At 73.4% G+C, this 23006-nt stretch carries 22 protein-coding genes and 1 pseudogene; 7 read left to right on the top strand and 16 right to left on the bottom strand.

Translation table 11 applies throughout. The features are described from left to right. Positions 1-15 precede the first annotated feature (15 nt). The 6 genes from ACFV0O_RS10410 to zapE all read right to left on the bottom strand — a co-directional run bounded on the left by ACFV0O_RS10410 (position 16) and on the right by zapE (position 5949). Positions 16-1002 carry a TerC family protein gene (locus ACFV0O_RS10410; RefSeq protein ID WP_380339046.1) on the bottom strand — a complete coding sequence of 329 codons (987 nt, stop codon included), beginning with the start codon at positions 1000-1002 and terminating at the stop codon, positions 16-18. Between the two features lie 192 nt (positions 1003-1194). Continuing rightward, positions 1195-1773 carry a TerD family protein gene (locus ACFV0O_RS10405; RefSeq protein WP_380339043.1) on the bottom strand — a complete coding sequence of 193 codons (579 nt, stop codon included), beginning with the start codon at positions 1771-1773 and terminating at the stop codon, positions 1195-1197. Between the two features lie 252 nt (positions 1774-2025). Then, positions 2026-4116 carry an excinuclease ABC subunit UvrB gene (uvrB, locus tag ACFV0O_RS10400; protein ID WP_380339040.1) on the bottom strand — a complete coding sequence of 697 codons (2091 nt, stop codon included), beginning with the start codon at positions 4114-4116 and terminating at the stop codon, positions 2026-2028. A gap of 44 nt (positions 4117-4160) precedes the next feature. Continuing rightward, entirely contained in the window at positions 4161-4469 is a 309-nt protein-coding gene (locus ACFV0O_RS10395) for a helix-turn-helix domain-containing protein (RefSeq protein WP_380339037.1), read from the bottom strand. 2 nt (positions 4470-4471) lie between these two features. After that, the gene (locus tag ACFV0O_RS10390) at positions 4472-4843 is read right to left on the bottom strand and encodes a type II toxin-antitoxin system RelE/ParE family toxin (protein WP_380339034.1); all 372 of its coding nucleotides are present in this window, start codon (positions 4841-4843) and stop codon (positions 4472-4474) included. A 62-nt stretch (positions 4844-4905) separates the two neighbouring features. Further along, positions 4906-5949, bottom strand: coding sequence for a cell division protein ZapE (gene zapE, locus ACFV0O_RS10385; RefSeq protein ID WP_380339142.1), 1044 nt, complete (start codon positions 5947-5949; stop codon positions 4906-4908). 113 nt (positions 5950-6062) lie between these two features. Between zapE and ACFV0O_RS10380 the strand changes: the two genes are divergently transcribed. From ACFV0O_RS10380 to msrB, 4 genes are all read left to right on the top strand, one after another. Next, on the top strand, positions 6063-6833 hold the full coding sequence (locus tag ACFV0O_RS10380) for a pyrimidine reductase family protein (protein ID WP_380339032.1): 771 nt from the start codon (positions 6063-6065) through the stop codon (positions 6831-6833). A gap of 73 nt (positions 6834-6906) precedes the next feature. After that, on the top strand, positions 6907-7368 hold the full coding sequence (locus ACFV0O_RS10375) for an indole-3-glycerol phosphate synthase (RefSeq protein WP_360255912.1): 462 nt from the start codon (positions 6907-6909) through the stop codon (positions 7366-7368). A 218-nt stretch (positions 7369-7586) separates the two neighbouring features. After that, positions 7587-8996, top strand: coding sequence for a UDP-N-acetylmuramate--L-alanine ligase (murC, locus tag ACFV0O_RS10370; protein WP_380339029.1), 1410 nt, complete (start codon positions 7587-7589; stop codon positions 8994-8996). A 28-nt stretch (positions 8997-9024) separates the two neighbouring features. After that, complete coding sequence (msrB, locus tag ACFV0O_RS10365; protein ID WP_380339026.1) at positions 9025-9429, top strand: peptide-methionine (R)-S-oxide reductase MsrB; 405 nt, start codon at positions 9025-9027, stop codon at positions 9427-9429. A gap of 63 nt (positions 9430-9492) precedes the next feature. Here msrB and ACFV0O_RS10360 read toward each other — a convergent pair whose 3' ends face one another. The 7 genes from ACFV0O_RS10360 to ACFV0O_RS10330 all read right to left on the bottom strand — a co-directional run bounded on the left by ACFV0O_RS10360 (position 9493) and on the right by ACFV0O_RS10330 (position 16127). Continuing rightward, positions 9493-10689, bottom strand: a complete 1197-nt coding sequence (locus ACFV0O_RS10360) for a cytochrome P450 (RefSeq protein ID WP_380339023.1) — start codon at positions 10687-10689, stop codon at positions 9493-9495. Beyond that, positions 10686-11249, bottom strand: coding sequence for an ATP/GTP-binding protein (locus ACFV0O_RS10355; RefSeq protein ID WP_380339139.1), 564 nt, complete (start codon positions 11247-11249; stop codon positions 10686-10688). Before ACFV0O_RS10355 ends, ACFV0O_RS10360 begins: the two co-directional genes overlap by 4 nt. A 103-nt stretch (positions 11250-11352) precedes the next feature. Beyond that, the gene (locus tag ACFV0O_RS10350) at positions 11353-11706 is read right to left on the bottom strand and encodes a DUF742 domain-containing protein (protein WP_380339021.1); all 354 of its coding nucleotides are present in this window, start codon (positions 11704-11706) and stop codon (positions 11353-11355) included. Further along, positions 11703-12134: a roadblock/LC7 domain-containing protein gene (locus ACFV0O_RS10345; protein WP_360255923.1), complete on the bottom strand. Its 432-nt coding sequence runs from the start codon at positions 12132-12134 to the stop codon at positions 11703-11705. The genes ACFV0O_RS10350 and ACFV0O_RS10345 overlap by 4 nt, the downstream gene beginning before the upstream one ends. Next, positions 12131-14083, bottom strand: coding sequence for an ATP-binding protein (locus ACFV0O_RS10340; protein ID WP_380339017.1), 1953 nt, complete (start codon positions 14081-14083; stop codon positions 12131-12133). Before ACFV0O_RS10340 ends, ACFV0O_RS10345 begins: the two co-directional genes overlap by 4 nt. Positions 14084-14188: 105 nt before the next feature. Continuing rightward, positions 14189-15202 carry an MBL fold metallo-hydrolase gene (locus ACFV0O_RS10335; protein WP_380339014.1) on the bottom strand — a complete coding sequence of 338 codons (1014 nt, stop codon included), beginning with the start codon at positions 15200-15202 and terminating at the stop codon, positions 14189-14191. Positions 15203-15323: 121 nt separating this feature from the next. After that, positions 15324-16127 carry a hypothetical protein gene (locus tag ACFV0O_RS10330; RefSeq protein ID WP_380339011.1) on the bottom strand — a complete coding sequence of 268 codons (804 nt, stop codon included), beginning with the start codon at positions 16125-16127 and terminating at the stop codon, positions 15324-15326. Between the two features lie 498 nt (positions 16128-16625). Between ACFV0O_RS10330 and ACFV0O_RS10325 the strand changes: the two are divergent. The 3 genes and pseudogenes from ACFV0O_RS10325 (at position 16626) to ACFV0O_RS10315 (ending at position 19982) form a co-directional block, all read left to right on the top strand. Continuing rightward, positions 16626-17929, top strand: a pseudogene (locus ACFV0O_RS10325) (DUF692 domain-containing protein). A 30-nt stretch (positions 17930-17959) separates the two neighbouring features. Further along, on the top strand, positions 17960-19072 hold the full coding sequence (locus ACFV0O_RS10320) for a TIGR04222 domain-containing membrane protein (RefSeq protein ID WP_380339008.1): 1113 nt from the start codon (positions 17960-17962) through the stop codon (positions 19070-19072). A 127-nt stretch (positions 19073-19199) separates the two neighbouring features. Beyond that, positions 19200-19982, top strand: coding sequence for a TIGR04222 domain-containing membrane protein (locus ACFV0O_RS10315; RefSeq protein ID WP_380339005.1), 783 nt, complete (start codon positions 19200-19202; stop codon positions 19980-19982). Positions 19983-20218: 236 nt separating this feature from the next. Here the strand turns inward: ACFV0O_RS10315 and hemQ are convergent, their stop codons facing one another. Genes hemQ through ACFV0O_RS10300 form a run of 3 tightly spaced genes read right to left on the bottom strand, consistent with a single transcriptional unit; the run spans position 20219 to position 22996 of the window. Further along, positions 20219-20944 (bottom strand): hydrogen peroxide-dependent heme synthase, encoded by a 726-nt coding sequence (hemQ, locus tag ACFV0O_RS10310; protein WP_360255937.1) that lies wholly within the window; start codon positions 20942-20944, stop codon positions 20219-20221. Further along, positions 20941-22371 (bottom strand): protoporphyrinogen oxidase, encoded by a 1431-nt coding sequence (gene hemG, locus ACFV0O_RS10305; protein ID WP_380339002.1) that lies wholly within the window; start codon positions 22369-22371, stop codon positions 20941-20943. The genes hemQ and hemG overlap by 4 nt, the downstream gene beginning before the upstream one ends. 34 nt (positions 22372-22405) lie before the next feature. Next, the gene (locus ACFV0O_RS10300) at positions 22406-22996 is read right to left on the bottom strand and encodes a Uma2 family endonuclease (RefSeq protein ID WP_380339000.1); all 591 of its coding nucleotides are present in this window, start codon (positions 22994-22996) and stop codon (positions 22406-22408) included. Positions 22997-23006: the final 10 nt, after the last annotated feature.

Genomic DNA, 23006 nt, shown 5'->3' with positions numbered 1-23006 from the left:
CCCCGGGCCCGCGCCTCAGGCGTCGAGCTTCTCGGGCTCGGGCTCGCGCTCGGCCGCAGCGGCCTTCTTCGAGGCCCGCAGGCTGGTGAACGTGGTGACGGCCAGCACCACCACGATGAAGCCCAGCGAGAACGGGATGCCGATCTCCGGAACGTTCGCCCCGGCCTCGTGCGCGGCGTGCAGCACCAGCTTCACGCCGATGAAGCCGAGGATCACCGACAGGCCGTACGACAGGTGGACCAGCTTCTTCAGCAGGCCGCCGATCAGGAAGTACAGCTGGCGCAGCCCCATCAGGGCGAAGGCGTTGGCCGTGAAGACGACGTACGGGTCCTGGGTGAGGCCGAAGATGGCCGGGATCGAGTCCAGGGCGAACAGCACGTCCGTGGTGCCGATCGCCAGCATCACGATCAGCATCGGGGTGATCAGCCGGCGGCCGTTCTCCCGGATGAACAGCTTGGTGCCGTGGTACTTGTCGGTCGACGGGAAGCGCTGCGTGATGGACTTGAGCAGGCGGTTCTCCTCGAACTCCTCCTCCTCTTCCTCGGCCCGGGCCTCCTTGATCAGCTTCCAGGCCGTCCAGATCAGGAAGGCGCCGAAGATGAAGAACACCCACGAGAACTGGGAGACCAGCGCCGCACCGCCGGCGATGAACACCGCCCGGAGCACCAGCGCGATGATCACGCCGAACATCAGCACGCGCTGCTGGTAGATCCTCGGCACCGCGAACTTGCCCATGATCAGGATGAACACGAAGAGGTTGTCGACGCTGAGCGACTTCTCGGTGATGTAGCCGGCGAAGAACTCACCGGCCGGCTGGGCGCCGGAGTGCCACCAGAGGAACCCGCCGAAGATCAGTGCCAGCACGACCCAGACGGCCGTCCAGATCCCGGCCTCCTTGATCGAGACCTCGTGCGGCTTGCGGCCACCGATGAAGAAGTCGGCCACGATCAGCGCGATCAGCACACCGATCGTGGTGACCCACATGGTTACGGAAACGTCCACTACTGCTCCTCCGGCAGGTAGGCGAGACAGTCATCGTCACTTGCCGGAGGTCTCTTCCGCCCATCGGGCCAGCGCCCCGGGGTGCCACGACGGGCACCCGTGATGACGGGGTCGGCTGTCGAGGAATACTCCCCTCCGCTGCCGCCAACAGTAACAGGGAAGGCAAAGAAAGGTAAAGAAGGTAAAGGACCGTCAGAGGTAGGGCTCGATCGCCGGCAGCAGGTCCTGGAAGGTGCGCCCCTTCGCCGGGGCGCCGATCGCCTGCATCTCCCAGCCGCCGTCGCCGTCCCGCACCACCTTGGCCATGATCTGCCCGGTGTGCGGCCCGCCGCCCGCCAGCTCGTAGCGGGCCAGTTCCAGCCCGGTGGTCTCGTCCACCAGGCGGCAGTGCGCCCGCTGCACCTCGGCGAAGGTCTGCCCGGTGTAGGAGCTCACCGTGAACACCACCTGGGTGATGTGCGGCGGCACGTGCATCAGGTCGACCAGGATCGCCTCGTCGTCCTCGTGCCCCGAGCCGCCCTCCAGGTTGTCCCCGGTGTGCCGGACGGAGCCGTCGTTGCTCTCCAGGTGCTGGAAGAACACCACGTCGGACGGGGTCCGCTCGGCGTACAGCAGCGCCGAGGCGTCCAGGTCGATCGTCCTGGTGCGGCTGCCGAACAGGCCCCGCTTGGGGGCGGCCTGCCAGCCGAGGCCCATCCGGACCACGGTCAGGGCCGCGCCCGCCCCCTTCTGGAGGCTGACCCGCTGCCCCTTGGCAAGGTTCACCGACACGACGTTGTCCTCTCTGCCGGCCACGCGGTCGCTGCCGCCCGGCTCCCCGGTGGAACACCCCGTCGCCGTCCCCCGGCTGAGGCCCCCCTCTACTACGGCCCGCGCCCGTCCCGTGGGCGCGATGCCGCAGGCCAGCCTAGGCCCTGCGACACCCCGACCTCCCCAGGGTTTCCCCGTTTGTGGCAAGGCTGAGACACCGCCGGGCTTGACCGGTGCCATTCCGGCCAAGCCCGGACCCCGCCCTCCGGTCGGCTACGCCACACCCGCCTCGCGCATCTGCCGCAACTCCTTCTTCAGCTCCTTGACCTCGTCCCGGAGCCGGGCCGCGACCTCGAACTGCAGATCGGCGGCGGCCGTGTGCATCCGGTCGGTCATCTCCTGGATCAGGTCCGCCAGCTCGGCGGCCGGCAGGGACTTGGCGGGCTTGCGCTCCGCGCCCAGCGACGGCACCGGGGCCTTGCCCTTGCCCTGGCCGCGGTAGCCGGTGGACAGCAGCTCGTCGGTGTCCACGTCCTCGCGGGCGAGGGTGTCCAGGATGTCGCCGATCTTCTTCCGCAGCGGCTGCGGGTCGATCCCGTGCTCCTTGTTGTAGGCCTGCTGCACGGCCCGCCGGCGGTTGGTCTCGTCGATCGCCTTCTCCATCGAGGGCGTGATCCGGTCCGCGTACATGTGGACCTGGCCGGAGACGTTGCGGGCCGCGCGGCCGATCGTCTGGATCAGCGAGGTGCCGGAGCGCAGGAAGCCCTCCTTGTCCGCGTCCAGGATCGCCACCAGCGACACCTCGGGCAGGTCCAGGCCCTCGCGCAGCAGGTTGATGCCGACCAGCACGTCGTACCGGCCCGCCCGCAGTTCGCGCAGCAGCTCCACCCGGCGCAGGGTGTCCACGTCGCTGTGCAGGTACCGGACCCGGATGTCCAGGCCGAGCATGTAGTCGGTGAGGTCCTCGGCCATCTTCTTGGTCAGCGTGGTGACCAGCACGCGCTCGTCCCGCTCGACCCGCCGGCGGACCTCGTGCACCAGGTCGTCGATCTGGCCCTCGGTCGGCTTGACGATCACCTCGGGGTCGATCAGGCCGGTCGGGCGGATGATCTGCTCGACCTGGCCGTCGCCGCGCGACAGCTCGTACGGGCCGGGCGTCGCCGACAGGTACACCGTCTGGCCGATCCGCCCCAGGAACTCCTCCCACTTCAGCGGGCGGTTGTCCATCGCGGACGGCAGCCGGAAGCCGTGCTCGACCAGGGTGCGCTTGCGCGAGGCGTCGCCCTCGTACATCGCGCCGATCTGCGGGACGGTGACGTGCGACTCGTCGATGACCAGGAGGAAGTCCTCCGGGAAGTAGTCGAGCAGGGTGTTCGGCGGGGAGCCGGGCTCGCGGCCGTCGAAGTGCATCGAGTAGTTCTCGACGCCCGAGCAGGTGCCGATCTGGCGCAGCATCTCGATGTCGTACGTGGTGCGCATCCGCAGCCGCTGGGCCTCCAGCAGCTTGCCCTGCTTCTCCAGCCTGGCGAGCGTCTCCTCCAGCTCCTTCTCGATGCCGGTGACCGCGCGCTCCATGCGTTCGGGGCCGGCCACGTAGTGCGAGGCGGGGAAGACGTACACCGACTCGTCCTGGCTGATGATCTCGCCGGTGAGCGGGTGCAGGGTGTACAGGGCCTCGATCTCGTCGCCGAACATCTCGATCCGGACGGCGAGTTCCTCGTAGACCGGGAAGATCTCGATGGTGTCGCCGCGCACCCGGAAGGTGCCGCGGGTGAAGGCGACGTCGTTGCGGGCGTACTGGATGTCCACGAAGCGGCGCAGCAGGTCGTCCCGGTCGATCTCCTGGCCGATCCTGAGCGGCACCATCCGGTCCACGTACTCCTGCGGCGTGCCGAGGCCGTAGATGCAGGAGACGGACGCGACCACGATCACGTCCCGGCGGGTGAGCAGCGAGTTGGTCGCCGAGTGCCGCAGCCGCTCGACCTCCTCGTTGATCGAGGAGTCCTTCTCGATGTAGGTGTCCGTCTGCGGGACGTACGCCTCGGGCTGGTAGTAGTCGTAGTACGAGACGAAGTACTCGACCGCGTTGTTCGGCAGCAGTTCGCGGAACTCGTTGGCCAGCTGGGCGGCCAGCGTCTTGTTCGGCGCCATCACCAGGGTGGGCCGCTGCAGCTTCTCGATCATCCAGGCCGTGGTGGCCGACTTCCCGGTGCCGGTGGCACCGAGCAGCACGACGTCCTTCTCCCCTCCCCTGATCCGCCGCTCCAGCTCGGCGATCGCCGCCGGCTGGTCGCCGTTCGGCTGGAAGGGACTGACGACCTCGAAGGGCGCCACGGACCGCTCAATACTCGTGATGGGACGCACGACTCCACCGTACGACCCACCACTGACAGGAGGTGCCGGTTCGCTCAGGCCGCGTGCGCCTCGAAGCTCATGGCCGGCTCGCGGGCAGGGTCGATGCGGACGACCGAGTCGAAGGCGGCGGCGAGGCGCTCGATCAGTGGCAGGGCCGGATCGGTACCGCTCTCCTCGATGCTCTCGACCGCCTCCTCGTCCAGTCCCGCCCGCTCGGCGAGCCGGGCCTGACTCCAGCCGAGGGCGGACCGGCGGGCGTACACGGCCTCGGCCAGCGCCATCCGCCGCCCGGCCGCCCGGTACTCCTCGCTCTCACGGTGCTCCGCCGGCACGACCCACCGCGTGTGATAGCCGCTGCTCACCGCTACTCCTCCCGGTCGCACACCTCATGGTCGGCTGCGGGCCGGTGCTCGGCCTCGCACACCTTCTGGGCTCGCCGCGCCCGCTCGACCTGATCCGTCTCGCGGTTCCCAGTCTTGCGGAAGACCGTCAAGAGCACAGCCCTCCGCCCGGGTGCGAGCCGGTACGTGATCCGCATGGGGCCGACCCGCAGTTCCCGCAGCCCACCACCGAGGTGGCTGGAGAGCGGGAACGGCAGGAGTTCGCCGTCCTCGGCCAGTCGGTCCGCGGCGCGCTCGACCGCACGGTACTCGGGGAGCGAACACTGCCGCAGCCACTCGCGAACCTCGGGTTCGATCTCGATCGAGTAGCCCGCCCCTGGCCCGCCACCGGTCATGCGTCCCCCTTTTGCTCCGCAAGGGGCAACGCGCAACCGGGGCCGGGGTTACGGGCAGGGGCCTACTTGGCGCTGTCCCGGGCGAGGGCGACGAGGCGGGAGATCGCGCGCAGGTACTTCTTGCGGTAGCCGCCGCGGAGCATCTCCTCCGGGAAGACCCGGTCGAAGGGCAGGCCCGAGGCGGTGATGGGGAGTTCGCGGTCGTACATGCGGTCGGCGAGCACCACCAGGCGCAGGGCGGTGGACTGGTCGTCGACCTGGTGCACGCCGCGCAGGCAGACGGCGGTGACGTCGTCCAGCAGCGCGCCGTAGCGGCTGGGGTGGACGGCGGAGAGGTGGGCGAGCAGGGCGTCGAAGTCGTCCAGGGAGGCGCCGGGGGTGCCGACGGCGGCGACCTCGACGGCCTCGTCGGAGTACGGCGGCGGGGCGTCGGGCAGGCCGCGGTGGCGGTAGTCCTGGCCGTCGATCCGCATCGGCCGGAAGTGCGCGGACAGGCCCTGGATCTCGCGCAGGAAGTCGGCGGCGGCGAAGCGGCCCTCGCCGAGCTTCTCGGGCAGGGTGTTCGAGGTGGCGCACAGCTTGACGCCGTTGTCGACCAGGCGTCCGAGCAGGGTCGAGACCAGCACGGTGTCGCCCGGGTCGTCCAGCTCGAACTCGTCGATGCAGAGCAGCGTGTGCCCGGAGAGGGTCTGCACCGCCTGCTGGAAGCCGAGCGCGCCGACCAGGTTGGTCAGCTCGACGAAGGTGCCGAAGGCCTTGGGGCCGGGGGCCGTGTGCCACAGCGAGGCGAGCAGGTGGGTCTTGCCGACGCCGTAGCCGCCGTCGAGGTAGACCCCGGCCGGGCCGGTGGGCGCGGGGGCGGAGCGGCGGAACCAGCTGCGCTTGGGTGCCGAACCGTTTCCTCCGGCGAGGGTGGCCGCGAACTGCTCCAGGACCTGGACGGCCTCGTACTGGCTCGGCTGGGTCTGGTCCGGGATGTACGACCCGAAGCTCACGCCCGCGAACCGGGGCGGCGGGACCATCTCGGCGACCAGCCGCTCGGCGGGCACCACGGGGCGGCGGTCGGTGAGCGCGATCGGGGAGCCGGCCGCGCCAGCGGTGGCTATGGACTCGGTCGCGGTGTCGGGGCGGGAGGCTGCGGGCACATCAGTAGAGGGTACGCCTGGTCCCGGCCGCCTCCGAACCGCCTCCGGGCGACGCCCGGTGGAACACTGAGGGCATGCAACAGTTGATCAGCCCGCTGGGTGCGCCGGTCTCCGATCCGGCCGCGCTGGAGTCGCTCGCCGCCGTGTACGCGTACCCCGAACAGGTGAATCGGGGCCGTCCGTGGCTGCGCGCCAACATGGTGTCGGGCCTGGACGGCGGGGCGCGGCTCGACGGCCTCTCCGAAGGGCTCTCCGGCGACGCCGACAAGCGGATCTTCGGGGTCCTGCGCGCCCTGTCCGACGTGGTGCTGGTGGGTGCGGAGACGGTCCGCGCGGAGGGCTACCGACCGGCCCGGGCCCGCAAGGAGTTCACGGCGGCCCGGACGGCGGCGGGCCAGGCGCCGGCCCCGGTGATCGCGGTCGTGACCCGCTCGCTGCAGCTGGACCTGACCGCGCCGCTGTTCACGGAACCGCTGGTCAGGACGGTGGTGATCACCACCGAGGACGCCCCCGCGGAGCGTCGCCGGGCGGTCGCCGAGGTGGCCGACCTGGTGCTCGCCGGCACCGGTTCGGTGGACCTGCGGGCGGGCGTGGCGGCACTGGCCGAACGGGGCTGGACGCGGCAGCTGACCGAGGGCGGCCCGCGGCTGCTGGGGCAGTTCGCGGCGGCGGGCCTGCTGGACGAGCTGTGCCTGTCGCTGGCCCCGCTGCTCACCGGCGGCGACGCGCCGCGCATCCTCCACGATGCGCAAATGCCTGACGTGCAGCGGATGCGACTGGTCTCATTGATCGAGCAGAAAGGATTCCTCTTCACCCGCTACCTGCGTCACCCGGGTTCGGAATGACCCCGTGACCCCCCGGTCGTGATGCCGTTATGCGATGCCGGGGCCCGGGGGCCGGCCACTGGAAGGGACTCACGTGTTCAAGACGGTACTGATGATCGAAAAGGCTCTCTCCGACGCGGACGTGGAGCTCGTCACCACGCTCCACAGCGACGAGGAGGTCTCCTTCGTCGTCCTCATGCAGCCGCGCGGAAGGCAGGACGAGCTGCTGCGGGCACTGGACGACGTCGCCCTCGGCCACCTCGACAAGGTGAGGCACGAGCACGACGAGTCCGAGACCGGGCCGACCGTGGCCACCGAGTCGCTGGAGCACAGCCTGCGCCACCTGCGCTCGGCCGGGGCCGAGGCGGTGGGCGAGCTCGTCGAGGACAAGCCCCTGGAACGGCTGCGCGCGGTCGTCGAGGAGCACCGGGCGGACGAGGTGGTGGTGCTCACCTCACCGCACTTCGTGGAGGAGTTCTTCCACCGCGACTGGGCCTCCCAGGCCCGGCACAAGGTGGGGGTCCCGGTGCTGAGGCTGTTCGCCAGCGACTCCTAGGGCTTGTCTGACGAGCCCTGGGGACCGCCGCCCGCGGGCGGGAGGTCCGGCGACGGACCCCGGCTCCGCGCGCCGGTGGTGCAGAATCGTCCTTGCGGTCCGCCCGCGAGGACGGTTCTGACGTGCGTGACGTGTGTGACGTCCCTGACGTCCGTGCCGTCGACGCGCACCGAACCGTCCGCCCGACCTGTCTGCCCCCGCCCGTACGGAGCCACGCCTTGAACGACGCCGCGCACGACCTGCACGCCCCGCACTTCATCGGCATCGGCGGCGCCGGGATGTCCGGCCTGGCGAAGATCCTCGCAGTGCGCGGTGCCAGCGTCTCCGGCAGCGACTCCAAGGAGTCCGAGACCGTCCTCGCGCTGCGCGCCCTCGGCGCCACCGTGCACGTCGGCCACGCCGCCGAGCACGTGCCGGACGGCACCAGCAGCGTGGTCGTCTCCAGCGCGATCCGCGCCGACAACCCGGAGCTGGCCACCGCCCGCGAGCGCGGCATCCCGGTGGTGCACCGCTCCGACGCGCTGGCCGCGCTGATGGGCGGCCGCCGCGCGCTCGCGGTCGCCGGCACCCACGGCAAGACCACCACCACCAGCATGCTCGCCGTCGCCCTCGGCGAGCTGGGCCTGGACCCGTCCTACGCGATCGGCGGCGACCTCGACGCCCCCGGCTCCAACGCCCACCACGGCACCGGCGAGGTCTTCGTCGCCGAGGCCGACGAGAGCGACCGCAGCTTCCACAAGTACGCGCCCGAGGTGGCGATCGTGCTCAACGTGGAGCTGGACCACCACGCCAACTACGCCTCGATCGACGAGATCTACGAGTCCTTCGAGACCTTCGTCGGCCGGATCGTCCCCGGCGGCACCCTGGTGGTCTCGGCCGACCACGACGGCGCCCGTGAGCTGACCTCCCGGGTGGTCGGCCGCGAGGGCCTGAACGTGGTCACCGTCGGCTCCGCCGAGGACGCCGACGTGCGGGTGCTCTCGGTGGTCGCCCGCGGCATGACCAGCGAGGTCACCGTCGTCCTGGACGGCACCGAGCTGACCTTCACCGTCTCGGTGCCCGGCCGCCACTACGCCCACAACGCGGTCGCCGCGCTGGCCGCCGGCGTCGCGCTGGACGTCCCGGCCGCCGACCTGGCCAAGGCGCTCGGCGCCTACACCGGCGTGCGCCGCCGCCTGCAGCTCAAGGGCGAGGCCGCCGGCGTCCAGGTGATCGACTCCTACGCCCACCACCCGACCGAGATGACCGCCGACCTGGAGGCGATCCGCGAGGGCCTGGAGGGCGAGGGCCGGGTGCTGGTGGTCTTCCAGCCGCACCTGTTCAGCCGCACCCAGCAGCTCGCCGAGGAGATGGGCCGGGCCCTGGCGCTGGCCGACGCCTCGGTGGTGCTGGACATCTACCCGGCCCGGGAGGACCCGATCCCGGGCGTCACCAGCGAGCTGATCATCGACGCCGCCCGCCGGGCCGGCGCCGAGGTCACCGCCGAGCACTCCTTCGCCGCCGCCCCCGCCCTGCTGGCAGGCCTCGCCCGCCCGGGCGACCTGCTGCTCACCATGGGCGCGGGCGACGTCACCAACCTCGGGCCCGAAATTCTCGAACACCTCGCGAACGTTGCCTCCAACGTCTGACGTACGTCCACCGCGACCGGGAGCCGTGATGAGCTACGAGATCGAGAAGTCCGACGCCGAGTGGCGCGCCCAGCTCAGCCCCGAGGAGTACCACGTGCTCCGCGAGGCGGGCACCGAGCGCCCGTTCACCGGCGAGTACACCGACACCAAGACGGTCGGCGTCTACGGCTGCCGGGCCTGCGGCGCGGAGCTGTTCAGCTCCGAGACCAAGTTCGACAGCCACTGCGGCTGGCCGTCGTACTTCGCGCCGCTGGCCGAGGACCGGGTCCAGTACATCGAGGACACCTCGCTCGGCATGCGCCGGGTGGAGGTGCGCTGCGCGCGCTGCGGCGGGCACCTGGGGCACGTCTTCGAGGGCGAGGGCTACGGCACGCCGACCGACCAGCGCTACTGCATCAACAGCATCTCGCTGACGCTCAAGCCGGCCGAGTAGCGGCGGCCGCACCGAGGGCCCGGACACCACCCGCGGTGTCCGGGCCCTCGGGCCGTCCGGGCGCTACCCGGCGACCGGCTCGAAGCGGACCGGGAGGTGCACCAGGGCGCGGTGGAACGGGCCCGGGCGCCAGAGCAGTTCCTCGGCCGGGGCGGCCAGTTCGAGGTCGCTGAGCCGACTGCCGAGCTGCTCGATCGCGGTGATCGAGATCAGCAGGGCCGGGTCCCGGGCCGGGCAGGCGTGCGGGCCGGCCGCCCAGGCCAGGTGGGCGCTCTCGCCGCTGCGCAGCGCGCCGGCGTCGTCGGTGGGCGGCGCCGCCTGGGAGTTGGCGGCCGCGTAGGAGACCAGCAGGAGGGTCCCGGCCTTGATCTCGCGGCCGTGGAAGACGATGTCGTAGCGCGAGTAGTGGGCGGAGAGGTTCGCCAGCGGCGGCTCGTGCCAGAGCACCTCGTCGATCGCCTGGTGGGCGGTCATCGCGCCACCGAACAGCGAACCGGCGTAGCGGGCGTCGGTGAGCAGGCGCAGCAGGGCGTTGCCGATCAGGTTGGTGGTCGGCTCGTGCCCGGCGATCATGGTCAGGGTGATCTGGCGGATCGCCTCGTCGTCGTCCAGTCCGAGCGGGTGGGTGACGAACCAGGAGGCGAGGTCGTGCCGGGGGCGCGCGCGGCGCTCGGCGACCATGGCGGTGACGACCGCGAGCAGCTTCCCGTACGCGGCGCCGGCCTGCGCGGTGGACTCGATCAGCCCGGTGATCGCGGCGACCACCTCGGCGTGCTGCGCCTCGGGCACCCCGAACCAGGTGGTGAGCACGGAGGCGGGCAGCTGGCGGGCGTACTCGGCGATCAGGTCGGCGCGGCCGACCGCGGCGAAGCGGTCGATCAGCCGGTGGGCGGTCTCGGCGACCTGGCGCTGCAGCCGGTGCGGTTCGAACAGCGCGAGGGCGTCGGTGATCACCGCGCGGTAGCGCGCGTGCGTCTCGCCGTCGCTGAACAGGGCCGTCGGACGGTAGCCGAGGACCGGCAGCAGCGGGGAGTCCGGCGGCACGGTCCGCTGCCAGGCGCGGGAGTCCTTGGAGAAGGTGTCGCTGTCGCGCAGCAGGTCCAGGGCGGCCTGGTAGTCGGTGACCAGCAGGGCCTCGACGCCGGGCGCGACCTCCACCGGGGCGACCGGGCCGTGCCGGCGCAGCCGCTCGTAGACCAGTTGGGGGTCGGCGGCGAAGACCGGGCCGTGGATCGGGGTCGGGCGGGTCTCGACGGTCACGGGCGCTCCTGGGTGGCGGTGGAGGCGGCGGCGGGCAGGGCGTCGAGGACGTGCTCGGCCAGGGCGATCAGCGCGTCCAGGCTGGCCTCGCGCTCGCGGGCGTCGCAGAGCAGCAACGGGGTGGCGGGGTGCAGGTCCAGGTGCGCGCGGAGCACCTCGACCGAGTGGACCGGCGCGTCCGGGAAGCAGTTGACGGCGACGGCGTACGGCAGGCCCTGCTCCTCGACCATGTCCATGATCTCGAAGGAGTCGGCCAGCCGGCGGGTGTCGGCGAGCACCAGGGCGCCCAGGGCGCCCCGGGCGATGTCCTGCCAGAGCGGGAAGAACCGGCGCTGGCCGGGGGTGCCGAACATGTAGAGCACGACGTTGCCGGGCAGGGTGAGGCGGCCGAAGTCCACCGCGACGGTGGTGGTGGTCTTCTCGGGCAGGCCGGCGAGGTCGTCCACCGGCCGGCCGGTCTCCGTCATCGCCTCCTCGGTGTGCAGGGTCGCGATCTCGGAGAGGGTGCGGATGAGCGTGGTCTTGCCGACGCCGAACGGGCCGGCCACCACCAGCTTCATCAGGGTCTGGTCCCGGTCGGGCAGGTAGCCCACCCGGTCCGGCTGGTCGGCCGAGCGGTCGGCGGGCCGTCCGACGGGCTGGTCGACCGGGTCGCCGGCCCGGTCACCGGAGCGCACGGAGTCCAACGAGGAGCCTCTCGACGAGGGAACGGTCGGTCTGCTGGGCGGGCGGGATCGGCGCGCGGGCGTGCAGGCAGCCCGCCTCGACCAGATCGGCCGCGAGGAAGACGGTGGCGCTGACCGGCAGGCGCAGGTGCGCGGCGGCCTCCACCACGGTCAGCGCGCCGGGGCGCAGCAGTTCCCAGAGCCGGCGGTGTTCGGGTTCGAGCCCGGTCGGCGGTTCGGCGCGGTCGGCGAACAGGACGGTCAGCCGCTCGAAGCCCTCGGTGCCGGGGCGGCTGCGGCCGCCGGTGGCCAGGTAGGCGGGCACCATCCGCCTGCGGGGGACGGCGGTCATGACCGGGCTGTGTCGTCCTGTCGCCGGGACGGGCTCGCGAGCGCGCGGCCCAGCGCGGCGACCTGCACCTGCATCTGGTAGGACACGTTGCCGAGTTGGGCGTCCGGGGTGGTGAACACGGCGAGCGAGGTGTTCTCCCCGGCCGGGACCACGATGGCGTAGCCGAGGTCGGACTCCACCACGGTCTGGGCCAGCCGGGGCCGCTCGGAGTCGGTGAACGCGGTGGTGAACGCGCGGGCGGAGGCGTGCACGGTGGCGGTCATCGCGGCGACCCGCTCGGCGGAGGCCCGGCCCAGGCCCGCCGAGGCGCCCTCGACCAGGCCGTCCCCGGTGGCGATGACCGCGTGCAGCACCCCCGGCAGCTCCAGCAGCGGGGTCAGCACCCACGAGATCTCGTCGGTGGCGGTCGGGCTGGGCGAGCTGCTCACTGCTCGGCTCCTTCTAAGGTCGTCGGGCCGGTGGCGTGGTCACCGGTGGGGAGGTCGGCGGTGGTGTCGCCGGGGATGGTGGGCGTGCTGGTTCCGGTTCCGGTGCTGCGGGCGGGGCTCGTGCCGGCCCCGGTCGCGGCGCTCCCGCGGGCGGCCTCGGCGACGGCGGCGCGGCCGGAGTCGGTGCCCCGCTGCAGCGCCTGCCAGTGGGCGGCGGCCCGCTCGGGGGTGCGGCCGGGTACCGGGGTGGTGGCGGAGGCGGAGGCGGAGGCGGCGGCGGTGGGCGCACCGGTCTCCTCGGCGGCCAGCGGGCGGCGGCGCCGCCGGGTGGGCAGGCCGGTGCCGTCGTCCGCCGGGGAGTCCGGGAAGTCCGGGGTACCCGAGGCGTCGGGGCCGCCCGAGGAGGCCGGACGGCCCGGGAGGGGCGGGAAGCCCGGTGAGCCCGGTGAGCCCGGTGAGCCCGGGACGCCTGCCGGGCCGGCGGCGTTCGCGGCGTCCGCACCGCCCGCGCCCGGGTCGGGCACCACGTGGATGGCGGGTGCCGGGTGCGGTCCGGGCTGGTTGTGGCGGTCGGCGAGCTGCGGGCCGTCCTGCTCGTCGGTGTCGCGCATCGGCGGTACCGCGGCGACGGCGGGCGCGAGGACGGGCCCGGAACCCGCCCGCAGCGGCAGCGGGGTGAGCACCGACAGCGGCTGCTCGTCGTCGACGACGGTCACCAGCCCGGCCGGGATGCGCAGGATGGTCCGCATGCCGCCGTACGGCGAGGGCTCGATGTGGCAGGCGAAGCCGTACTGGCGGGCGAGCTTGCCGATCACCGCGAAGCCGGTCTTGGGCGGGTTGCCGAGCTCGGTGAGCAGGAGGTCCGGCGGGCCGGCGAGCAGTCGGCGGGCCCGGCGCAGCTGGTCCTCGTCCATGCCGATGCCGCTGTCGTCGACGATCACCAGCGCGCCGCGGCCGCCCTGCTGGACGGTCACCGGGACGTCGGTCTCCGGGTGGGAGTAGGCCGTGGCGTTGGCGAGCAGTTCGGCGATGGTGACGGCGATCGGCTCCGCGGCCCGGGCGACCACGGCGAGCCGCTGCTCGCGCAGGTGGTTGGCGACCTTGATCCGGGCGTAGCCGGGCACCCGGGACAGCGCGCCGACGACGACCTCGGCGAGCGGCGAGTCGGTGCGGGCCAGGCCCGGCCAGGCCTCGCAGAGCACCGCGACGGTCTGGATCCGGCGCAGCGCGACCTCGTTGCGGAAGTCGACCTCCAGCAGCCGGGGGTCGTCGTTGTCGTGCTGGAGCTGCTGGACCAGGCTCTGGATCTGGTAGAGCAGGGTCTGGATCCGGGAGGTGGCGCCGCGCATGGCGGCGCGGGCGGCGGCGTCGACCCGTTCGCGCTCGTCGGCGAGGGCGGCGGCGGTGGCGTCGAGGACGGACTGCAGCGCCCGGACGGCCTCCGGACCGACGGTCTGCGGGGCCAGCGGGCCGACCAGCGGGGCGTTGGTGTGGGTGAGCCGTACGGCGGTGGCGGCGACCCGTTCCTGGGCGAGGTGGCCGATCTCGGCGAGCAGCGCGGCGGCGCGCGCCTCGGCGGCGGTGAGGCGGTGGTCGGCCTCCTCGGCGCGGGCGGCCGCGGCGGCGCCCTGCCGGCCGGCGTCCCGGACGGCGTCCTGCGCCTCCAGGGCCGCCTCCTGGGCTTCGCGGACGGCGTCCTCGGCGGCGCGGGTGCGGCCCTCGGCCCGCCGGGCCTCGTCGGTGGAGCGCCGCGCGGTCTCCTGCGCCTCGCGCAGCTGCTGCTCGGCGCGGGCGAGGCGGCCCTCGGCGACCCGGGCGCGCTCCTCGCCCCGGGTGAGCGCGGTCTCGGCGGCCGCGGCCCGGGCGATGGCCCCGGCCCGGCCGCGGGCGAGCAGGACCGTGGCCACGGCGGCGACCAGCGCCAGGGCGGTCAGCGCGATCTGCGTCATCGGAGTCCTCGGGGTGCGGGCGGGTCGGGCCGGGCAGGGGTGGTTCCGGGCCGGGGCCCGGGCCGGTTCCGGGGTCGATTCCGGCGGCCGGTTCCGGGCCCGGGGTCAGTTCCGGGCGGTGCGCGGGCGCGGGATCCGGGCGGCGGCGTCCTCGGCCAGCTCCCGGGCGACCAGGGCGACCTGTCCCATGGCGTCCAGCACGCCCGGCGTCGCCGAGCCGTCCAGGTGCCGGTACTCGGCCGCGACGGTGAGCACCAGCCGCTCGGGCAGGCCGAGTTCGGGGTGGCGCTGCTCGGCGATCACCCGCCGGGCGGCGTCCAGGGCGGGTATCCCGGCGGCGTGCAGGGAGTGGGCGCGGTCGCGGACGTACGTCAGGTAGCCGATGTGCTCGCGGACGCCCGCGCGGTCGAGCACCGGGCCGTGGCCGGGGACGAAGATCTCCGCGCCGGTGGCCAGGGCCTGCTCGCAGGCGCCGATGACGTTCTCCAGCGGGCCGGCCCAGTGCGAGGGGTGGTCGCCGGGCTGCTCGGGCGTCGAGGAGAAGATCACGTCGCCGGTGAACACCGCGCGCTGGTGCGGGAGGTGGACCATCAGGTCGCCGCCGGTGTGGGCGGCGGGCAGGCTGGTGATCTGCACGGGGTAGCGGCCGATCCGCAGCTCCAGCTCGCCGGTGAAGACGGTGTCCGGGTGGACCGGGTCGGTGGCGGACCAGTCGAAGCGCCCGAAGTGCTCCTTGAGGTAGCCGCCGAGCGGGGAGTCGGGGTCGCTGTCGGCGACCAGCGCGTGCTGCTGCTGCGGGGTGGGCTCCCAGTGAATGTGCTCCAGCGCCTCGCGGGTGGCGATCACCTCGGCGTCCGGCACCACCCCGGCGCCCCACAGGTGGTCGCCGTTGGCGTGGGTGACGACCACCCGGTCGACCTCGACCCCGGCGGGCATCAGCCGGCGGCTCGCGGCGAGGAACTCCCCGGCCATCGAGGGGTCGTAGGGGGTGTCGATCCAGAGCGCGGTCGTCTCGGAGACCAGCAGGCCGCAGTTGGCCAGGCCCCAGCCCCGCTTCGGGGGGAGCCACACGTACAGGTCCTCGGCAATCGCGCTCACGTTCGCGCGGTTGATCGTCATGTGCGCGATTATGCCCATGATGTGTCAAGAGCGGGGCAAAACCTGTACGACCGACAGGAGTTCGTGACCCGGTCTCTCCCGTGCTGTCCTGATTCGCACCACGTGGTCGAGACCAATTGTCTCACTGCTCGGGACGACTGGCGGACACCTCGCCCCGGAAGCCCGACGGGACGTCGGCCCGGGGCGCGGGCAGGGCGCGGCAGACCTCGACCGTGACGTCCACGGTGTCCAGCCCGATCACCCGGCCCTCGACCGCGACGAATCCTTTCTCCCCCGAGCGGAAGAGCGCCGCCAGCGGCGAGTTCCGGTTCGCCGTGGTCAGCGCCTCCACCGCCATCGCGGAGCCGAAGGCGAACACCCCGCAGAGCACGACACAGGGCGCGTGCCGCGGGGTGCGGGTCACGAAGACGAAGCCGTGGTCGCGGATCAGCTCCCCGGCCGGGTTGAACAGCGCCTCGAAGGTCATTCCGCCCCAGCGGGCGCGGGCCTCCTCCGGGTACTCGATCGCGAAGTCCGGGAAGACCGCGTCCAGCACGCCGGCGGAGTACGCGTTGACGCTCGGGCCGCCGATCGAGAAGGTCGGCATCCGCGGGTCCTGCGCGCCCGCCACCACCAGCTCGATCGTCGCCTTCCGGTTGACCTTGCGCAGCAGGTCGGTGAGTTCGGCTATCGCCCTGGCCTCGGCCATCGGCATGAACAGCACGTTCTTCGGCCCGCGGCTGGTCAGCTGGCAACCGTCCGAGGTGAAGGCGAACTCCGCGACCTCGATGCTCGGCGTGATGATCTGCACCCGGCCGTACGGCGCCAGCAGCGCCCGGAGGAAGCCGTAGCGCAGGAGCAGCCTGGTCCGGGCGAGGGAGCGGGCCGCGAGGAAGCCGATCACGGCCGGAACCGATGCGATCAGCACCTGGAGCAGGATGTCCATATCATCCCCCCGGAGGAAGACTCGACCACGAACGGTACGCCCTGGTTAAGTCCCCTCCCGTGGCCGGAAATACCCCCCTCGCGGCGATTCTGCACGTCAGAATCACCGTCCCGAGGGTCACTTCGGGCGCTTGCTCCCCTTGCGCTCCCCCGCACAGCGCTCGTACCCCAGCCACGCGTCGATCGCGATCGACGGATCGTCAAAGAGGTCATCGATCCCGACGCCGGACGGGTCCTGGCCGCAGCCGTTCCAGCCCCCTCGCCGCCTCCGAATTCCGCCTCGGCGGGGCGTTCTTCCGGCGGGGACGTCCGCCGCCCGGGGCCGGGGTCCCGCAGCACCGTGACGGCAAGCTCAAATAATGCTCTGAGAAGACCGGTTGAGGCTTGGCAGCCACCCCGCCCGGGGACATCCTCAGCAACACGGCCGCGTGGTCCTGGCGACGACGCCCGCACCACCCGACGGCCCTTCCCACCCCAGCCCTCCGAAGGGGGCGAACCGATGACTTCCCCTGCCCTGGACCTGCCCGCACGGGCCGCCTCCGGCGACACCGCCCCCACCCGCCTGGGCGTCGGCCTCGGCTGGCGCCCCGAGATCGACACCGTCGTCGAACGCCAGCCCGGCCTGGACTGGGTCGAGGTGGTCGCCGAGAACGTCTGCGCCGGCCACCTGCCCGACTCACTGGCGGTGCTGCGCGAACGCGGCGTCACCGTCGTCCCGCACGGCGTCGGCCTCGGCCTCGGCGGCGCCGACCTGCCCGACCCCGGCCGTCTCGCCCGGCTCGCCGACACCGCGCTGGCGCTCGGCTCCCCGCTGGTCACCGAGCACCTGGCCTTCGTCCGGGCCGGCGGCCTGGAGGCCGGCCACCTGCTGCCCGTCCCCCGGACCCGGGACTCGCTGCGGGTGATCGCCGAGAACGTCCGGATCGCCCAGGACCAGCTCCCGGTGCCGCTCGCCCTGGAGAACGTCGCCGCCCAGCTCGCCTGGCCGGACGACGAGTTCACCGAGGGGGAGTTCCTCGCCGAGCTGGTCGGGCGCACCGGTGTCCGGCTGCTGATCGACGTCGCCAACCTGCACACCAACCGGGTCAACCTCGGCGTCGACCCGGCCGCCGAACTCGACCGCCTGCCGCTGGAGGCGCTCGCCTACGTCCACGTCGCGGGCGGCACCCTGGTCGACGGGACCTGGCACGACACGCACGCCCACCCCGTCACCGAACCGGTGCTGGAGGTGCTGGCCGAGCTCTGCGCCCGGGTGGCGCCCCCCGGCGTCCTGCTGGAACGGGACGCGAACTTCCCGCCGCCCAGCGAGCTGGCCGGTGAACTGGACGCCATCCGCCGGGTGCTGGAGGGGAGCACCCGGCGATGAGCGACCCCACCACGGACCGGGAGCACCCCGGCGACCGGGACACCGCCGCCGCCCGGGAACGCCTGGCCCGCCGCCAGGCGGAGCTGCTGGCCGCCCTGGTCGCCGGCGGGCCCGTCCCGCCCGGCTTCGACCCGGCCCGGGTCCGCGCCCAGTCCACCGGCCTCGCCGCCAAGCGGCGGGACACCACCGCCAAGGTCGCCCCGGACCTGCCCCGCCTCCTCGGCGAGCGGTACGGTCCGCTCTTCCTCGGCTACGCCCGCACCCACCCGCAGACCGGCGGCTACCGCGCCGACGCCCGGGCCTTCGCCCAGTGGGTGCTCACCGACGGCGGCCCGCTCGCCGCCGACCACCGCCGGGCCCTGGAGCAGTGGCTCCACCCGGCACCCGTACGGCCGACCGGCCCGCTGGCGCGTCTGCGCCGGGCCCTGCGCGGCTAGCGACCCATCGTCACCCCGGGGGAACCGCCCATGTGGCACAACAGCTACTTCATCGTCCCGGCCGTCCTGCTGGCGGCCGCCACCCTGTACGCCGTCCGGGCCCGGCAGCGCATCGGCCACGTCCCGCACGCCAAGGGCCTGCCCGGCCGCGGTCTGCCGCTGCTCGACGCCGCGTTCCTGGCCGGCGGACCGGGCCGGGTGTTCGACACCGCGCTGGTCCGGATGCACATGAGCGAGCAGGTCGTGATCAGCCGCTCCGGCCTCGTCACGCTCGTCGGTGCCAAGCCGTACGACGCCGTCGACCAGGCGATCCAGGAGGCCGCCGGGCCCACCGGCAGCCGCGAGATCGCCCCGCTGCGCCGGATGGTGATGCGCTCCGCCGCCGTCCAGCGGGTCGGCGACCGGCTCGCCGACCGCGGCCTGCTGCGCCGCCCCGAGCGGATGCGGCGGGCCCGGACCGCCCGCCGGCTGCTCTGGCAGGCGATGCTCGTCGTCGTGGCCTTCGCCGTGGCCTCCGAACTGCTCGACGACGGTGCCCCCGGCCACGACCGCCCCAACCTGTGGATCCCCGGCTTCCTGCTGTTCGCCGGCGCCGTCGCGCTGCTCGCCACGCCGCTGGTCAAGGGCCGGATCACGCCGGCCGGGGCGCGTCAGCTGACCCTGATGGACGGCTCGCCGTGGACGCCGCACTCCGGCGTGTCGCCCAGGCTGGCGGGCGGCGCGCTGCTGGGCGCGCTCGCCCTCGGCGGACTGGCCGCCGCCGGGCTGGACGACCAGGAGCTGGAAGCCGCGATGCTGGCAGCCACGGCCGAGGAGGAGGCGATGCGGCAGGCCGCCGCGAACTCGTCCTCGTTCATGTCCTCCTCGTCGTCGTCCTCGTCCTCGTCGTCCTCCTCCTGCGCGTCGAGTTCCTGCGGCGGCTCCGCCTCCTGGTGCGGCTCCTCCGACTCCGGGTCCTCCGGCAGCAGCTGCGGCTCGTCGAGCTGCGGGTCCTCGTCCAGCAGCTGCGGATCCTCGTCCTCCAGCTGCGGCTCGTCCTCTTCCAGCTGCAGCTCGTCCTCCTCCAGCTGCGGGTCCTCGTCCAGCTGCAGCTCGTCCTCCAGCTGCGGGTCGAGCTGCGGCGGCGGCGGTTGCGGCTCCTGACAGCCGCCCCGCACGGGTGCTGGGCGGCCCCCGCGGCCGCGGCCCGTCCCCGGGCCGACGTCACAGTTCGGTATCGCGGACCGGGAAGTCGTTCCCCGCACCGGCGGGCCAGGCATACAACAAGGCCATGTGGTTGCTGTTCCTCATACCGGCCTGTGTCGCGGCGGTGCTCTCCTGCCTCCGGCTGGTCCGGATGACCGCCACCGCCGACGCCCTCGCCGAACAGGACGGGCTGCGCCCGCCGGAAGCCGTCGGCATCGGCCTGTACGAGACCGCCTACCTGGCCGGCGGCCCGGACCGGGTGGTCGAACTGGCCCTCGTCCTGATGGCCGGCCGGGGCCGGCTGCACCTGGCGCACACCGGCTGGACCACCGTCGTCGACCCCCGGGGCCGCAGCCGGCTGGAACGGGCGGTCATCGCCACCGTCGGCCCCGAGGGCCAGTGCCGCACGGACGAGCTGCGCCGCGCGATGGCCGAGCACCCCACCGTGCTGGAGATCGGCGCCCGGCTCTCACTGGCCGGCCTCGCCACCCCGGCACTGGTGCAGCGCAGCACCGTCGTGGTGGTCCGGCAGGTCCGCCACGCGCTGCTGCTCTCCCTGCTCCTGCTGGCCGCCTCGCTGGCCGTCAACGGCTTCACCGGCGGAAACGCCCTCGCCCCGCTCGCCTGGTTCTCGCTGCCGCTGGTGCTCACCTCGGGCACCCTGCTGATGGCCCGGGTCGACGTCTACCCCTACACCCGCTGGGCCTCCCCGATCGGCCAGGAAGTGCTGCGCGAGGTCCGCCCCGCCCGCCAGCGCGGCCTCGCCGACGACGAGGAGCGCGAACTGCTCACCGCCGTCGCCATGAACGGCCCCGCCGTCCTCCCCGACGCCCGGCTGCGCGCCGCCCTGCGCCCGCACCGCACCTGAGCCCGCCCCGGGACGGAAGACCGGCTGCGCCCGCCCCGACGAGCGGGGCACGCTCCCGCACACGGACGAACGCGGCCCCGCCGAGCACCGCGACCCCGGACTCCTGCCGGGTCGGCACCGGCACCGCCGCCGGGCTGCGCGAATTCGCCGGGCCGCTCCGGCAGGGACGCCCGCGGGAACGCCGGGAGGCCGGTCCCCGTGCGTACGGGGCCGGCCTCCAGGGGAACCGCGGTCGCTCAGACCAGACCGTTGAGCAGCTCGATGAGCGGCTTGCGGCGGCCGGTGAAGAACGGCACCTCCTCGCGGACGTGCAGCCGGGCCCGGGACGGGCGCAGGTCGCGCATCAGGTCCACGATCCGGTGCAGCTCGTCCGCCTCGAAGGCGAGCAGCCACTCGTAGTCGCCGAGCGCGAACGAGGCCACCGTGTTGGCCCGCACGTCCGGGTAGCCGCGCGCCATCTTGCCGTGCTCGGCGAGCATCGCGCGCCGCTCCTCGTCCGGCAGCAGGTACCACTCGTAGGAGCGGACGAACGGGTACACGCAGACGTAGTCGCGGGCGCGCTCGTCGGCGAGGAAGGCCGGGATGTGCGACTTGTTGAACTCGGCCGGGCGGTGCAGCGCCATGTTCGACCAGACCGGCTCCAGCCGACGGCCCAGGCCGGTGCGGCGGAAGCGGTTGTACGCCTCCTGCAGGTCGTCCGAGTCCTCGGCGTGCCACCAGACCAGGATGTCGGCGTCCGCGCGCAGACCGGAGACGTCGTACGTGCCGCGCACGATCACGTCCTTGGCGGCCAGCTGCTCGAACAGCCCGTCCACCTCGGCGGCCAGGGCGGCGCGGTCCTCGGGCAGGGCGTCCTTGAGCTTGAACACCGACCACATGGTGTAGCGGATGACCTGGTTCAGGTCGCGCGCCTTCTTCTTCTCGGGCCGCTGCTCCGGCTCCCGCTCAACGCTCTCAGTCATGCGCCCATTGTCCTCTCCGTGGAACCTTCCCCGGTCGCCGGGGTCAACAGTCTGTCGACGGCGGCGGCCGCGGCCGCCGCCGAACCGATGCACGCCGGAATGCCCACCCCGTCGTACGCGGCGCCGCACAGCGCCAGCCCGCCCACCCGCTCGGCCGCCGCCCGGGCCCGGGCCACCTTGTCCGGGTGACCGACCGGGTACTGCGGCAGGCCTGCCGCGAACCGTGAGACGAAGGTGTCGTACGGCCGGGCGGTCAGCCCGATCGCCTCCCCCAGGTCCGCCAGCGAGCGGGCCACCAGCTCCTCGTCCGGCAGGCCCAGCGCCTCCTCCTCGCGGTGCCGGCCCAGCGAGGTGCGCAGCAGGAACGCGTCCGGCGCGGAACGCTCCAGCCAGCCCCACTTGTTGGAGGAGAAGGTCGACGCCTTGATCCGCCGTCCGTCCACCGGCGGCACCAGGAACCCGCTGCCGCTCGGGAGTTCGGCCAGGTCGGAGCGCCGGAACGCCAGCGTCACCAGCGCCATGCCCGCGTACTCGACGGTGTCCAGCTCGGCGGCGGCCGCCGGGGCGTCCGCGCGCAGCAGCCGGGCCGCGGCCGGGGCCGGGACGGCCAGCACCACGGCGTCGGCGCGCAGCACCTCGCCGCCGGTCACCACCCGCCAGCCGTCAGGGGTACGGCGCAGCTCGTCCACCGGGGCGTCCGTCCGCAGGTCCGCGCCCGCCGCGACGCAGGCCGCGGCGACCGCCTGCGGCAGGGTGCCGAGACCGCCGCGCAGGCCGTTGAACACCGGGGTGCCGACCGTCTTCGGCCGGGACGCCAGCTCGTGCACCCCCTCGACCAGCGAACCTCCGCCCCGGGCGATCGCCAGCAGCTGCGGCACGGCGGCCCGCAGCGAGATCTCGTCGGCGCGCCCGGCGTAGACGCCGCCCAGCAGCGGTTCGACCAGCCGGTCCACCACCTCCCGGCCCAGCCGGTCGGCAACGTAGCGGCCGATCGCGACGTCCTCCCCCACCTCGGTGCTCCGCTCGTGCCGGGCCCGTTCCAGGCCCTCGGCGGTGAGCACCCCGGACGCCGCCAGCGCCTCCAGGTCACCCGGCACGCCCATCACCTGCCCGCCCGGCAGCGGCCGCAGCGCCCCGCGCGTCCAGATCGCCGCCTTCGCGGTGGTCGGCGGCTCCAGTTCCCCGCCCAGCCCGACGGCCCGCGCCAGCTCCACCGCCTCCGGCCGCCGGGCCAGCACCGACTCGGCCCCGAGGTCCACCCGGACCCCGCCGACCTCGCCGCCCCACAGCTTCCCGCCGAACCGTCCCGACGCCTCCAGCACCGTCACCCGGGCCCGGGCGGCGCCTCCGGCCGCTCCGCTCAGAAAAGCGGCCGCAGCCAGCCCCGCGATCCCACCACCGACGACGACGACGTGTGCATCCGACATGGTCCGAAGTCTCGCAGGTCCTTACGCCGGAGCCTCAATCCCCTGCACGCCCGCTGCTCGGTACCAGGCCGTCCAGGTCGATCGTGACCGGGAACGGCACCGGGCGTTCGAGCGTGCCCCGGAAGATCCCGGCCGGGGCGTAGGTGCCCGTCGCCCCGTCCAGCTCGTAGACGTGCACGACCGGCCGACCGGCCTCGTCCTCGACGATCCAGTAGTGCGGGATGCCCGCCTCGGCGTACTTGCGGACCTTGACGGTGCGGTCCCGGTGCGCGGACTCCGGCGAGACGACCTCGACGACGAGCAGTACGTCAGCCGGGGCGTACCAGGTGCGGTCGGGGTCGTACTTCGCCGTGGCGACCACCACGTCCGGTTCCGGCCGGTTGCGCCGGTCGAGCTTGATCGTCATCTCACCCTCGGCCAGCACTCCGTCCGGCACCGACCGCTCCAGCGCGTCGGTCAGGCGTCGCACGACCCGGGTGTGCCACGACCGCTGCGGGGACATCATGAAGACCAGGACTCCGTCGATCAGTTCGGTGTGCCGCGGTGCCTGCGGCAGGTGGTCGAGGTCGTCGGCAAACCAACCCTCGGCTCTGGGCGCGTACATCCAGTCCGGCAGCTCGCTCATGACCCCAAGA

The organism is Kitasatospora sp. NPDC059577 (genome assembly GCF_042735475.1).
GTDB lineage: Bacteria > Actinomycetota > Actinomycetes > Streptomycetales > Streptomycetaceae > Kitasatospora.
Note: the sequence above shows the minus strand (reverse complement) of the source record. Positions and strands in the feature narration are given on the sequence as shown.